This is a genomic window from Janthinobacterium violaceinigrum (genome assembly GCF_009208555.1).
Classification (GTDB): Bacteria; Pseudomonadota; Gammaproteobacteria; order Burkholderiales; family Burkholderiaceae_D; genus Janthinobacterium; species Janthinobacterium violaceinigrum.
The window spans coordinates 1-13,114 of record NZ_WFLI01000065.1 but is presented as its reverse complement, the minus strand read 5'-3'; the positions used below and the strand labels follow the sequence as shown (position 1 = coordinate 13,114).

The following is a 13,114-nucleotide window of genomic DNA, read 5'->3' as shown; positions in this document are numbered from 1 at the left end:
CCGAGCTGGCGCCGGCGGCCGCGCGCTGCGCTTCCGGCAACAGGGTAACGTCGGCCGCTTGCCCCTTGCCGGCCAGCCAGGCCGCATAGGCGCGGTCGGCCGCCGTCGCATCGGCCTGCAGGGCGTCAAAGCCGGCGCAGTCCTCGAAGGCCAGGCTGGCCACGCGCGTGGCGCAGCGCAGCAGCTCGATGCGCGCCACGAGGTCGAGCTTGCCCGTGCCGGCCACCTGGCTGCGGGCGCGCCGGAATTCCGTCTGTTCGACCAGGGCGTTGCCGCTCAAATACGCCGCTTGAAAACGTTCGACGGAGCTTTGCGCATTCATTTTCCAGTCCGGCACGGGCGGGCCGCTGGAACAGGCGGCGAGCACGGCGGATAACAGCGCAACGAGGGCGGGGCGGGATAGTTTCATGGCAGTTTGATCTCCGGATTGCGCTTGAACGGCCATTTGCGGTTGATTTCATTGACCAGTTGCTCGACCTTGCGCAGATTGCTTTCCACGTCCGCGCGCAGCGGGCCCAGGTCGGCCGTCGCCGCCCTGGCGTTGGCGCCCACGGCTTGCGCCTCGACCAGCACGGCGTCGACTTTCTTCAGGCTGGCGCGCGTGTCGGCCAGCAGGGCGTTCAGCTGCACGATGGTGGCCTGCGCATCCGTCATCACGCCTTTGTCGCCGAAGACGCGCGTGTCGGCATTGGCCACCAGGCCATCCGTGCGGCGCGCCAGCTGGTCCGCCGTGGCCAGCAGGGTGTTGGCCCGCTCGACCAGCAGGCGCGACTGCTTGTCGTCGCCCGTCAGCAAGCCCATGGCGCCGCCCGGACCGCTCAGCTTGCCGGTCACGGCCTGCACATTGCGCAGGGTGCCGTCGAGGGCGGAGTCGCTGCCCGTCAGGCTGGCCACATTGTTCAGCAAATCTTTCGCGGCGGCCAGCAAACGGGGGATTTCCGCCGCCATGTCGCCCACCAGCAAGTCGCGCGTGGCGTCGTCGGGCAGCGGCGGGTCCGTCAGGATGCCGCTGTAGGCGCGCAGCTTGGCGCCGCCCACGATGCCCCGTTCCAGGGTGAAGATGGAGCTGCTGCGCAGCCAGTGCGCATCCTTGCGCGGTACGTCGACGATGACCCTGGCCTTGCCGTCCGGCGCCAGCTCGATGCGCTGCACGCGGCCGATGGGAAAGCCGGAAAAGGTCAGGTCGGCGCCCACGCCCACGCCATCCGAATCGTCGGTCGTCAGCACCAGCGTCTGCGTGGCTTCGAAGGCGCCGCGCGCATACATCAGGTAGACGACGGAGCCGACCACCAGCACGAACATGAAGACGAGCAGGATGGCTGCCTTCAGTTCCGCGTGGCGCACGGGCGGCGGTGCGGGCAAGACGGCGTCCGGTGCCGTGACGTCGGTTTGGTCGGGATTCGGTGGCTGGCTCATGGCTTCTGGCTCTCGTATGGGTGGTTCGGGGATCGCTGGCGGTGGCGGGCGCGGGGCATCAGTAGTAATTGCCCATCAGCGAAGCCACTTCGATCAGCAGGATGACGGAAAACAGGCGCAGCATTTCGGACAGGCCGTGCGCGGCCCACAGGCGGTTGCGCCGGCCGTGCGCCTCTTCCGGATAGTACGAGGAGGCGAGCGGAATCAGGGCCACGGCAAAGCTGAAGAAGATGACCTTGAGCATCAGGATCAGTGCCACGGCGGGATTGAAGATCTGCCCCACCACGCGCGTATAGCCTTGCAGCGCCCACGGGGTAAAACCGTAGATGGTGAGGTAGGCGAGGATCAGCGAGGTGACGCAGCTGACGACGGCCAGCATCCACACGGCAAAGATGCCGGACATGACGCGTGGAAAGTATTCGCGGCGCAGCAGGTCGACGCCCTGGCGCTGCATGGTGTCGAGCATGCCGGAAGAGCGCATTTGCGCAAACGCAATACCGTCGGGCAGGGTCAGGCGCAGGGCCACGAACAGGGCGGCCGTCAGGGGGATCAGTTCCAGCACCAGCACGCGCACCACCATTTCCAGCGCGTAGCGCGACAGGCCGTAGCTTTGCGCGCTGACGACGACGATGCGGATCAGCACCAGGCTGACCAGCGCGCAAGCCACGCTGAACCACACGAGGTTGGGCGCCGTGTTCGTCACCAGGCGGTGGGCGAGGATGGGGCGGTTGTCGCGGTTATAGCTCGAGGGCGACAGGGCCAGCGAAAACACGAGGATGGCGAAATGCAGCATGCGCCACCAGCTGACCAGCCAGGCCATGGTGGCGCGGTGCAGGCGGCGCAGACCGATGATGAGGGAGACGGATAGGGTCATCATGGCATCTTAACATCTGCCCGCCCGCCGGGCACGTCAGGCGTGCGCGCGCCTATTCAAACAGGGCGAAGCCGGCCATCACCACCATCAGCACGGCGATGTACTGCATCGGGATCCAGAACAGGGTGTGGCGCGTGCGCAGGGTCACGCGTTCCTGTGTGGCCGGGTCGATCAGTTCGCGTCCGGGCGCATTGTTCAGGCGCACGCCCGCAAACCAGCTGGCGGCCGCTGCCAGCAGGAAGGCCAGGGCCAGGGTCCATGCGTGGCTCTTCGTGTATTCCTCGCCCAGGGCGGCGCCAAACAGCGCTTGCGCGGCCACGACGACGATCAGACAGATAAGGGGGCCGAGTATGCCGAAGCCTTGCCAGATAAGCATAAAAATTCTCCAATGGTTTGAGGGAACCCGCAGCGGCGTGGCGGTGGCTTTGCCCGGCGGGGTTGCGAATTTTACCAGACTTATCAAAAAGAAAGTTTCTTTTGAGAATTATTATGCGCGGTTAGCGCACCGTGCTGTCCGCACTGGCCACGCTGGCGATAATCGCGTCGGCCGCCGCCCGCACGCGGGCCGAGCGGTTCAGGTCCGCATGCATGACCAGCCACACGTCGTACGGTTCCGCCCGCTCTGGCCAGATGCGCACCAGCTGTGGGTCGATATCGGCCAGGTGGGTGGCCAGCTCGGCCACGCCCAGGCCCGCGCGCGTGGCTTCCTGCAGCATGGCCGCCGAATTGACTTCCATGGCGACGCGCGCGTTGGCGACGGGCTCGCCGGCGATCTTCTCGCCGTGGCGGGGCGTCACGGAATGGTGGTAGATGACGATGTCGTGGCCGGCCAGCGCCGTGCCGCGCACGGGCTCGCCCCGTTCGGCCAGGTAGGCGCGCGACGCATACAGGCCCAGGCTGCGCTTGACGAGGTGGCGCGAGATCAGGTCCGGGTCGGTGGGACGCACGCCGCGTACGGCCAGGTCCGCTTCGCGCCGCGTCAGGCTGGCCAGCGCGGGCGCCACGTTGAGCACGATGCGGATGTCGGGGTGGGCCGCGTGCAGCCGCTGCATGGCGCGGATGACGAAATGGCTGGCCATGGTGTCCGTGGTGGCCACGCGCACCAGGCCGCTTAAACGGTTGTCGACACCCTGCATCTCGCGCTGCAGCTTGTCTGCCGCCCGTTCCATCGCTTCGGCCGCAGTCAAGGCCAGCTCGCCGGCCGGCGTGGGCACGTAGCCGGACGGCGTGCGCAGGAACAGGGTGGCGCCCAGCGACGCTTCGAGCGCGGCCAGGCGGCGCCCGCACGTGGCCTGGTCGATGCACAGCAGGGCGGCCGCGCCGCGCAGAGTGCCGGCCCGGCCGATGGCCAGAAAGATGCGCGCGTTATCCCAGTCCAAGGTAATTCCCTATTCGGTTTCATGATGCATTTTTGCATCGGAGTGCCGAGTTTATGCCTGTTTACTGCATTGTGCAACGCTCCCATAATGGCTGCCCCGCTGCCTTTGCAAGGAAAAATCATGCTTCCCACCGCTCCCCGCCGCGCCAGCGGCCTGATCCTGCTGACCCTGGCCTTCGGCTTCGTCATGGCCATGCTCGACGTCACGGCCGTCAACGTGGCGCTGTCCGATATCGCGCTGGACCTGGCCATACCGCTGACGGGCCTGGTCTGGGTGGTCGACGGCTACACCCTGACGTTTGCCGCGCTGCTGCTGGCCGGCGGCGCGCTGGCCGACCGTTTCGGCCCGAAAGCCGTGTACCAGGGTGGCTTGGGTATCTTCATCGTCGGCTCTATCCTGTGCGGCGCCGCGCCCGACGGGCATTTCCTCACGGCCGCGCGCCTGCTGCAGGGCGCCGGTGCGGCCCTGTTCATGCCCAGTTCGCTCAGCTTGCTCACGCACAGCTTTGAAGACGAGCGCGAGCGTACGCGCATGCTGGGCGCCTGGTCGGCGCTGGTGGGCGTGGCCGGCGCGTCCGGTCCATTGATCGGCGGCATCCTCGTGCACCAGTTCGGCTGGCGCAGCGTGTTCTGGGTCAACGTGCCGCTGGGCGTGCTGGCCATCGTGATGGCGCAGCTGCTGCTGGCCGCGCCGGCGCGCCAACCGCGCGATTTATCCATGTTCAGCCATGCGTTGGGCGTGGCGGCGCTGGCGGGCCTCAGTTTCGTGCTGATCGAAGGTCCCGTGCTGGGCTGGCTGTCGCCCGGCGTGCTGGCGGCAGGGGCGCTGACGGTGCTGTCGGCCGTGCAACTGCTGCGGCGCGAGCGCAGCGGCAGCCATCCGCTGCTGCCGCGCGCGCTGTTTCACAGCAGCAGCTTCGGCGCGGCCAATGGCGTGGGTTTCTTGATCAATTTCTGCGTGTTCGGCCAGCTGTTCTTGTTGAGCCTGTTCCTGCAGCAGTCGGGCGGCGCCGATGCCCTGCAGTCGGGCTTGCGCCTGCTGCCCATGATGGCGGCCTATACTGTGGGAAATTTCATGGCGGGAAGTATTGCGGTGCGGCATGGCACGCGCTGGCCCATGCTGGCCGGCTTGCTGGTGGGCGCCGTCATGGCCCTGCTGCTGACGGGACTGCGTCCCGGCACGCCATATTCCCTGCTGGCGCTGGGCACGGCCATCATGAACGTGGCCATCGGCATCGCCATTCCCGCCATGACGGCCACCGTGATGCGGGTGGCCGGCAAGCAGCATGCGAACAGCGCGGCAGCGGCCCTGAATGCGAACCGGCAGATCGGCGCGCTGGTGGGCGTGGCCCTGATCGGCAGCATCCTGCACATGGTGCCCGACTGGTCGCTGCGCCTGCCGCTGGCCTACGCGACGATTGCCGCCGCGTATGGCCTGGCGGCGGGCCTCGTCTACCGCCACGTGCATGTGGCGAAGGCCGCGGCCGCCTGAAGAGGGCTTACTGTCCGCGCGTGCTGCGCCATTCCACCAGTTCTTCGATGGTCAGAATGGGCATGCCGTGCAGTTCGGCAAAGCGCTCGATATCGTCGCCGCGCATCATGGTGCCGTCCGGATTCATCAGCTCGCACAGCACGGCGGCCGGGTTCAGGCCCGCCATGCGCGACAGGTCGACGGAGCCTTCCGTGTGGCCACGGCGCTCGAGCACGCCGCCGGGCGCGGCGCGCAGGGGGAAGACGTGGCCCGGGCGCACCAGGTCGGCGGGCTTGGCATCCTTGGCGATGGCGGCGCGGATGGTGGTCACGCGGTCGGCGGCCGATACGCCCGTGGTGACGCCGTCGCGCGCTTCGATGGAGACGGTAAATGGCGTGCCGTAGCGGCTGCCGTTGTCGGACGACATGGGCGGCAATTCCAGCGCACTGACGACGTCCGTGGGCAGGCACAGGCAGACGATGCCGCTGCATTCGCGGATCAGCAGGGCCATGGTTTCGTTCGTGAGTTTTTCCGCCGACAGGATCAGGTCGGCTTCGTTTTCGCGGTCGAAATCGTCGAGCAGGATGACGGGGATGCCGGCGCGCATGGCGGCCAGGGCGGACTGGATGCGACCTTCAAGGTCGTTGGAAAGCAGGGTATAGCTGTTGACTAACATGGTGAAACGCTCCTCGCATAGGCGAAAAACGCTGCAGGGCAAGCGAATAGACGCAACTGGCCGCATCGCCGGGGCGACGGGACATCACACTACTGCACATCTTCTTTCATCCGGACTATACCGTCGGCTCTGGAGTCGCACCAGATCTGCTGACCCTGCCAAACGAAGTTTGACAGGCGCTCGCGGGCTTGACCGTTGCCGGTCTTACCGCCGGTGGGGAATCGCACCCCGCCCCGAAGACGTATTGTTGTGCCGATCCACATGATCGGCGGCAATACTTTAGCACAAATGAAAAAATGCGGCAGGGTACAGTTGAGTTTGCTATTCGGCAAAGTTGCCTGGGAAAAGCAGTTTTTCCTAAGCTGTTTTTAATGGCGGAAAGACGATTTCAGTGTAAGGTACGTTTACTGAATCTTACCGTTGAGAATACATGAAGCTGAGTAAATTACGCCTGATTTCGGGCGCCGTCTTGCTGGCGTGCGCCTGCATGGCCCAGGCGGAAATCCGTTTGACCGATCCCCTGCCGCTGGCACCAGAAGTTACCGTCGGCAAATTGCCGAACGGCTTGACCTATTACATCAAGAAAAATGCCCGTCCCGCGCAGAAAGTGGAACTGCGCCTGGTGGTGAAAGCCGGTTCCATCCTGGAAGATGACGACCAGCAAGGCCTGGCCCATTTCACGGAACATATGGCCTTCAATGGCTCCACGCATTTCAAGCGCAATCAGCTAATTTCCTATTTGCAATCGATCGGTGTGAAGTTCGGCGCCGACTTGAATGCCTACACGAGTTTCGATGAAACCGTGTACGTGCTGCCGATTCCCACGAACAAGAAGGAAAACCTGGAAAAGGGTTTCCTCGTGCTGGAAGACTGGGCGCACGGCTTGAAATTCAATCCGGCCGACATCAACAGCGAGCGCGGCATCGTGCTGGAAGAGGCGCGGCTGGGCAAGGGCGCCAGCGACCGCATGAACAAGGTCCTGTATCCGAAGCTGCTGAACGGTTCGCGCTATGCGGAACGCATGCCGATCGGCAAGGAGTCTGTGCTGAAAACGTTCAAGCCGGAAGCCATCAAGCGTTTCTACAAGGATTGGTACCGGCCCGACCTGATGGCCGTGATGGTGGTGGGCGACGTGGAGCCGAAACAGGCTGAAAAACTGATCCAGCAGCATTTCGGCAAGCTGAAGAATCCCACGCAACCGCGTCCCCGCCTGTATGCGGAAGTGCCGCAGCGCTCGCAAACGGAAGCGCTGGTAATCACGGACAAGGAAGCGCCGGACGACACCGTCTTCATCCGCTACCCGATCCGTGCCGCGCAGGAGCCCGTCACGATTGCCGATTACCGCCGCCAGATGATCGAAAACCTGTATGGCCAGATGCTCAGCGCGCGCATGCAGGAATTGACGCAGCAGGCGAACCCGCCGTTCATCCAGGGCGGCAGCAGCATGGGCAAGCTGGTGCGCGGCTATGAATCGTTCAGCGCGTATGCCTTGCTGGGCAAGGGCGGCGTGCAGCCGGCTGTCGACGCGCTGGTGCTGGAAGACGAGCGGGCGCGCCGTTTCGGTTTCAGCCAGGATGAGCTGGACCGCGCGCGCAAGAACATGCTGCGCAATTATGAGCGTGCGTACAGCGAACGCGACAAGTCCGATTCGGCCGGTTTCGTGGCCGAGTATTCGCGCAACTTCCTGGAGCAGGAAGCCATTCCCGGCATCGCCAATGAATTGCTGTACGCGCAGGAACTCTTGCCGCAGGTGACCTTGCAGGAAATCAATGAGACGGTGGCCAAGGTCATCCCGGACCAGCAAAAGAAACTGGTGGTCTTCATGGGCGCCGAGCCGAAAGCGGGCGACACGGTCTCGACCGTGCCGACGCAGCAGCAATTGCTCGATGCCGTGGCGCGAGCCGAGCAGCAGAAAGTCGAGCCGCGCACGGAAAAAGTGCTTGCCAGTAAGCTGATGGATGGCCCGCCGGCGGGCGGCAGCATCGTCGCTGAAAAGTTCAATAGCGCCATCGGCGTGACGGAGCTGACCCTGGGCAATGGCGTGCGCGTGCTGCTCAAGCCCACGGACTTCAAGAATGACCAGGTGCTGATGGGCTCGACCCGCTTCGGCGGCCAGTCGCTGTTTGGCGATGCCGACATCTATAACGCCCGCTATGCCAGCGCCGTCGTCGGCAGCATGGGCTTGAAGGATCTGGCGCCGCTGGACCTGGAAAAAGTGCTGGCAGGTAAAACGGTCAATGTGGGCGCTTCGCTGGGCGAGCTGAGCGAAGGTTTTGGCGGCTCGGCCAGCAGCGCCGACGTGGAAGCCATGCTGCAACTGGTGTACCTGTATTTCCATGACGTGCGCAAGGATGCGGGCCTGTACCAGTCCTTCATCGGCAAGCAGCAGGACCTGGCGAAAAACAGCATGGCGCAGCCGGAAGCCGTGTTCTACGATGCCATCCAGCACGCCATGTTTGGCGACAACCCGCGCGTCGATGGCGTGCCGCGCGCGGCCGACTTCGACAAGGTGGGCCTGGACCGCTCGCTGGACATCTTCCGCCAGCGCTTTTCCAGCGCACGCGACATGACCTTCATCTTTGCGGGCAGCTTCGAGCTCGACAAGATCAAGCCGCTGATCGCCAGCTACCTGGGCACCTTGCCCGTGGCCGAGGTGGCGCACGCCTACCGCGACGTGGGCATGCGTCCCGTCAGCGGGGTGGTCAAGAAGGATATCTACATGGGCAGCGAGCCCAAGAGCACGATTTCCATCACCTTCAATGGCGACGTGGCGTATTCGGACGAGCAGAAGCTGACCCTGCAGGCGCTGGGCGAGGTGCTGAACCTGAAAGTGATCGAAGTGCTGCGCGAAAAGATGAGCATGATCTACGGCGGCGGCTTCGAGACGTCCATGGGCCAGCATCCGTATGGCCATTACTCGGTGGCGCTGAACTTGCCGACGGGACCGGAAAACGTGGACAAGGTGATCGCTGCCGCCTTTGCCGAAATCAGCAAGATGAAGACGGACGGACCATCGGTGGCCGACCTGGAGAAGGTCAAGCTGAATTGGATCACGCGCCAGCAGAAGTCGCTGCGCGAAAACCGCTACTGGATGAACCTGTTGATGGCATCGGTGACCCAGGGACGCGATCCCGCGCACCTCCTGCGCTACGAGCAGCAGGTGCGCGCCATCACGCCGCAGGCCGTCAAGCTGGCAGCGCAGCGCTACCTGGACATGCGCAATTATGTACAGGTGGTCTTGTATCCGGAACGTAAAAACGTTGCAGTAAAGTAATCTCCATTGTTGAAGTGCATGGGCGGCAGTGTGGCGAAGCTGTTAAACTGCTGCTGATTGAGGTAATCGCAATTTAACAAGTAAGGAATGCACGATGGCTAAGAAAGAAGAGCTCGATCCGGAAACCCTGGAATTGATCAACTGGTGTATCGAGGTCGAAGGCTTCCTCGTGGCGGGCGGCGCCACCGTGGCGCAGGCGCAGGAGCACATCGAAGAGCAGGTCGAGTGGTTCACCGACCAGTTCTACGACGGCTTGACGCCGGAAGAGGCGGCCAAGGAAGCCTTGGCCTGACCTGTCAGTCAGACTTCAGCAAGACATATGCGGGCGGTGCCTGCCGGGCATCAGCCTGGTAGCGCCGCCCGCTTTGCTTTTCTGAAAAGATTTCCATATGGAAATTGTTTATAATTCCACATTTTATTCTTTACCCAGGCTCCCATGACTCTCCGTTCGCGCATTCTCCTCCTGTGTTTCAGCACCTTGCTGGGCATCGTCCTCATCGCTTCTTTCTCCCTGTATTCGCTGCGCCAGACCATGATGGCGGAAAGGGTGGAGCAATTGACGGTGCTGGTGGAACTGGCCAACGCGTCGGTGGAAAAGGCGTATGCGCTGGAACAGTCGGGCAAGCTTACGCGTGAGCAGGCGCAGCAGCAGGCCAAGCTGGCCATCGGCAGCTTCGTCAAGGACGAGATGTATTACTTTGTGCGCGATTTCAGCACGGACTTGCTGTACGTGCATCCGAATCCCGCACGCATCGGCACGCCGCAAAAGAACATGAAGCAGTCGGGCGACCGCTACCGCGCGGCCCTGGCCAACAGCCGCATCGGCCTGGTGCAGGCGGACGGTACGCGCCCCGGCGTGAAGGACCCCGTGGCGAAGATGTATGCGGTGGTGAAATTTGCGCCGTGGGACTGGCTGATCGGCACGGGCACCTACATCGATGACATCAACCACAAGTTCTGGGCCCAGGCGGGCGTGCTGCTGGCCATCGGCGGCGCGCTGATGCTGGTGGTAGGTGCCTTGGCGGCCCTGATGCTGCGCCGTATCCTGGGCCAGCTGGGCGGCGAACCCGACTATGCGGCAGCCATCGTGGCGCAGATTGCCAAGGGCGACCTGACCACGCACATCGATACGCGCCCCGGCGACACGGATAGCCTGTTGATGGCGATCAAGGCCATGCGCGACAACCTCGCACACCTGGTGAGCCAGGTGCGCAACGATGCCGATGCCATTTCCACGGCCTCCGGTGAGATCGCTTCCGGCAACCACGATTTGTCGGCGCGCACGGAGCAGCAGGCGGGATCGCTGGAAGAAACGGCCTCGACGATGGAAGAGATGACTTCCACCGTGCGCCAGAATGCGGACAATGCGCGCCAGGCCAACCAGCTGGCTATTTCCGCCTCGCAAGTGGCGACGCAGGCAGGCGGCGTGGTGAGCCAGGTGGTCGATACCATGGGCGCCATCAACGCCTCGTCGAAAAAGATCGGCGACATCATCGCCGTCATTGACGGCATCGCTTTCCAGACGAATATCCTGGCCTTGAATGCGGCCGTGGAAGCGGCGCGCGCGGGCGAGCAGGGCCGCGGCTTTGCCGTCGTCGCCAGCGAGGTTCGCAACCTGGCTCAGCGCTCGGCCGCCGCCGCGAAAGAGATCAAGCAATTGATCGACAGTTCCGCCGAACAGGTGGGCGCCGGTGAAAAACTGGTGGCGCTGGCGGGCGAGACGATGGAAAAAGTCGTCTCCAGCGTACAGCACGTGACCGATATCGTGGCCGAGATTTCCTCGGCCAGCGCCGAGCAGAGCGCCGGCATCGAGCAGATCAACCAGGCCATCGTCGAGATGGATAACATGACGCAGCAAAACTCGGCCCTGGTGGAGCAGGCGTCGGCGGCGGCCCAGGCCATGAACGAGCAGGCGGCCGGACTGGCGCAGATCGTCAGCGTGTTCAAGGTGGGCACAGCTGCGCCGGCAGCGGCACTGCGGCGCCTGGCGCGCTGACGTTTTTTTCTGTCATGGCGGGAACTTACGCCAGGCTCACCTGTCCAAATTTCTTGGTCCGCAATGGATGCACAGAAGAGGTGAGCATGACAGATGGTTTTTCCTATCACGCGGCCTTTGCCCGCAACCTGGGCTGGGTCACGCAAGGCGAGCAGGACAGCTTGCGTGGCAAGCGCGTGGCCATCGCCGGCATGGGCGGCGTGGGCGGCGTGCACTTGCTGACCCTGGCCCGGCTGGGCATCGGCGCGTTCCACATCGCCGATTTCGACACCTTCGATATCGCCAATTTCAACCGCCAGGCGGGCGCCATGATGTCCACCCTGGGCCAGCCCAAGGTGGCCGTGCTGGCGCAGATGGCGCGCGATATCAATCCCGAGCTTGAGATCAAGCAATTTTCTGACGGCATACACGACAGCAACCTGGCCGAGTTTTTTGCCGGCATCGACCTGTATGTGGATGGCCTCGATTTCTTTGCCTTTCCCGCGCGCCAGGCCACGTTTGCCACCTGCGCGCGGCTGGGCATTCCCGCCATCACGGCCGCGCCGCTGGGCATGGGCACGGCCGTGCTCAGCTTTATGCCGGGCGGCATGACGTTCGAAGACTATTTTGGCTGGGGCGATTTGCCCGAGGAAGAAAAAGCCCTGCGTTTTCTCGTCGGGCTGGCGCCGGCCGGCTTGCACGGCCCCTACCTGGTCGACCCGTCCGCCATCAACCTGAAGGAGCGGCGCGGGCCGTCGACCATCATGGGCTGCCAGCTGTGCGCGGGTGCGGCCGCCACGGAAGCGTTGAAAATTCTGTTAAAACGCGGCAAGGTGATGGCGGCACCGCACGGCATGCATTTCGATGCCTACCGCAACAAGCTCGTGCATACCTGGCGTCCCGGCGGCAACCGCCATCCGCTGCAGCGCCTGACGATGGCCATCATCAAGCGGCGCCGCGCCGCGCAGGGGGCATAAATGGCACAAGCACTGCAGATCGATCCCATGCTGGAAAACATCCTCGACCAGGCGCGCTGGGCGCCCAGCGGCGACAACACGCAGCCGTGGCGCTTTGAAGTCGTGGCGCCGCGCCATGTCGTCGTGCATGGCTTCGATACGCGCAGCCATTGCGTGTACGACCTCGATGGCCATCCCAGCCAGTTGTCGCTGGGCGCCTTGCTCGAAAGCATGGCACTGGCGGCCAGCAGCCACGGCTTGCGCATGGAAGCGCGCCGGCGCCTGTCCATGCCCGACACCTTGCCCACGTTTGACGTGCGCCTGGTCGACAGTCCCGGCATGCCGCCCGATCCGCTGGCGGCCTACTTGCCGCAGCGCAGCGTGCAGCGGCGCCGGCTCAGCACGCGCCGCTTGCGCGCCAGCGAAAAGGCGGCGCTGGCCGCCAGTTTGCCGCCTGGCTACAGCGTGCAGTGGTTCGAAGGCTGGCGCGCGCGCCTCGTTTGCGCGCGCCTGATGTTCGGCAATGCGAGGCTGCGCCTGACCATGCCCGAAGCGCACAAGGTGCACCGCGACGTCATCGAGTGGGGCGCGCGCTACAGCAGCGACCGCATCCCGGAGCAGGCGCTGGGCGTCGACCCGATGACGGCGCGCCTCATGCGCTGGGTCATGCACAGCTGGCGCCGCGTGGATTTTTTCAATACCTGGCTGGCGGGCACCGTCGCGCCGCGCCTGCAGATGGACTTGCTGCCGGGCCTGTATTGCGCCGCGCACTTCGCGCTGCTGGCCGATGCCTCGCCGCGCCACATCGACGATTACGTGGCGGCCGGCCGCGCCATGCAGCGCTTCTGGCTGACGGCCACGCAGCTGGGCCTGCAATTGCAGCCGGAACTGACGCCGCTGATCTTTGCCCGCTATGTGCGCGAACGGCGGATTTTTTCGCGCACCGATGGCTTGCAGGAGCGGGCGCAGGAGCTGGCCGTGCAATGCCAGGCCGTGCTGGGCGCCACGGCGCTGGAGCGGGCCGTGTTTCTCGGGCGCATAGGCGCCGGCCCGGCGGCCAGCGCGCGCTCGCTGCGCCGGCCGCTGGCCGACTT

Annotated in this window: 11 protein-coding genes, 1 pseudogene and 1 riboswitch; of the genes and pseudogenes, 6 read left to right on the top strand and 6 right to left on the bottom strand. The window is 64.4% G+C overall.

Annotation, left to right across the window (positions count from 1 at the left end; genetic code table 11):
* The 5 genes and pseudogenes from GCN75_RS28125 to GCN75_RS28105 form a co-directional block, all read right to left on the bottom strand.
* Positions 1–409, bottom strand: a pseudogene (locus GCN75_RS28125) (hypothetical protein); the annotation flags it as partial.
* On the bottom strand, positions 406–1,416 hold the full coding sequence (locus GCN75_RS28120; RefSeq protein WP_152285285.1) for an MlaD family protein: 1,011 nt from the start codon (positions 1,414–1,416) through the stop codon (positions 406–408). The gene GCN75_RS28120 and the pseudogene GCN75_RS28125, both read right to left, overlap by 4 nt.
* A 58-nt stretch (positions 1,417–1,474) precedes the next feature.
* Entirely contained in the window at positions 1,475–2,290 is an 816-nt protein-coding gene (locus GCN75_RS28115; protein ID WP_152285286.1) for an MlaE family ABC transporter permease, read from the bottom strand.
* Between the two features lie 52 nt (positions 2,291–2,342).
* Positions 2,343–2,666 (bottom strand): hypothetical protein, encoded by a 324-nt coding sequence (locus GCN75_RS28110; RefSeq protein WP_152285284.1) that lies wholly within the window; start codon positions 2,664–2,666, stop codon positions 2,343–2,345.
* A gap of 121 nt (positions 2,667–2,787) precedes the next feature.
* Entirely contained in the window at positions 2,788–3,669 is an 882-nt protein-coding gene (locus GCN75_RS28105) for a LysR family transcriptional regulator (RefSeq protein ID WP_152285283.1), read from the bottom strand.
* Between the two features lie 120 nt (positions 3,670–3,789).
* Between GCN75_RS28105 and GCN75_RS28100 the strand changes: the two genes are divergently transcribed.
* Positions 3,790–5,160 (top strand): MFS transporter, encoded by a 1,371-nt coding sequence (locus GCN75_RS28100; RefSeq protein ID WP_152285282.1) that lies wholly within the window; start codon positions 3,790–3,792, stop codon positions 5,158–5,160.
* A gap of 7 nt (positions 5,161–5,167) precedes the next feature.
* Here GCN75_RS28100 and ribB read toward each other — a convergent pair whose 3' ends face one another.
* Positions 5,168–5,815, bottom strand: a complete 648-nt coding sequence (gene ribB, locus GCN75_RS28095) for a 3,4-dihydroxy-2-butanone-4-phosphate synthase (protein ID WP_152259582.1) — start codon at positions 5,813–5,815, stop codon at positions 5,168–5,170.
* A gap of 94 nt (positions 5,816–5,909) precedes the next feature.
* Positions 5,910–6,060, bottom strand: a riboswitch (FMN riboswitch).
* A gap of 185 nt (positions 6,061–6,245) precedes the next feature.
* Here ribB and GCN75_RS28090 point away from each other — a divergent pair.
* The 5 genes from GCN75_RS28090 to GCN75_RS28070 all read left to right on the top strand — a co-directional run.
* Positions 6,246–9,089 carry a M16 family metallopeptidase gene (locus tag GCN75_RS28090; protein WP_152285281.1) on the top strand — a complete coding sequence of 948 codons (2,844 nt, stop codon included), beginning with the start codon at positions 6,246–6,248 and terminating at the stop codon, positions 9,087–9,089.
* Positions 9,090–9,183: 94 nt separating this feature from the next.
* A complete protein-coding gene (locus GCN75_RS28085) occupies positions 9,184–9,381 on the top strand; it encodes a hypothetical protein (RefSeq protein ID WP_152259580.1) in 198 nt (65 codons plus the stop codon).
* A 144-nt stretch (positions 9,382–9,525) separates the two neighbouring features.
* A complete protein-coding gene (locus tag GCN75_RS28080) occupies positions 9,526–11,085 on the top strand; it encodes a methyl-accepting chemotaxis protein (protein WP_152285280.1) in 1,560 nt (519 codons plus the stop codon).
* An 86-nt stretch (positions 11,086–11,171) separates the two neighbouring features.
* A complete protein-coding gene (locus tag GCN75_RS28075) occupies positions 11,172–12,041 on the top strand; it encodes a ThiF family adenylyltransferase (protein WP_152285279.1) in 870 nt (289 codons plus the stop codon).
* The coding region (locus GCN75_RS28070) for a nitroreductase family protein (protein ID WP_152285278.1) at positions 12,042–13,114 on the top strand (1,073 nt) is incomplete at its 3' end. It lies immediately after the preceding gene.

Bases quoted from the DNA above. Each gene is read 5' to 3' on its own strand.
- GCN75_RS28090 (WP_152285281.1), top strand. From the start codon at position 6,246: ATGAAGCTGAGTAAATTACGCCTGATTTCGGGCGCCGTCTTGCTGGCG.
- GCN75_RS28080 (WP_152285280.1), top strand. From the start codon at position 9,526: ATGACTCTCCGTTCGCGCATTCTCCTCCTGTGTTTCAGCACCTTGCTG.
- GCN75_RS28100 (WP_152285282.1), top strand. From the start codon at position 3,790: ATGCTTCCCACCGCTCCCCGCCGCGCCAGCGGCCTGATCCTGCTGACC.
- GCN75_RS28085 (WP_152259580.1), top strand. From the start codon at position 9,184: ATGGCTAAGAAAGAAGAGCTCGATCCGGAAACCCTGGAATTGATCAAC.
- GCN75_RS28120 (WP_152285285.1), bottom strand. From the start codon at position 1,416: ATGAGCCAGCCACCGAATCCCGACCAAACCGACGTCACGGCACCGGAC.
- GCN75_RS28075 (WP_152285279.1), top strand. From the start codon at position 11,172: ATGACAGATGGTTTTTCCTATCACGCGGCCTTTGCCCGCAACCTGGGC.
- GCN75_RS28110 (WP_152285284.1), bottom strand. From the start codon at position 2,666: ATGCTTATCTGGCAAGGCTTCGGCATACTCGGCCCCCTTATCTGTCTG.
- ribB (WP_152259582.1), bottom strand. From the start codon at position 5,815: ATGTTAGTCAACAGCTATACCCTGCTTTCCAACGACCTTGAAGGTCGC.
- GCN75_RS28115 (WP_152285286.1), bottom strand. From the start codon at position 2,290: ATGACCCTATCCGTCTCCCTCATCATCGGTCTGCGCCGCCTGCACCGC.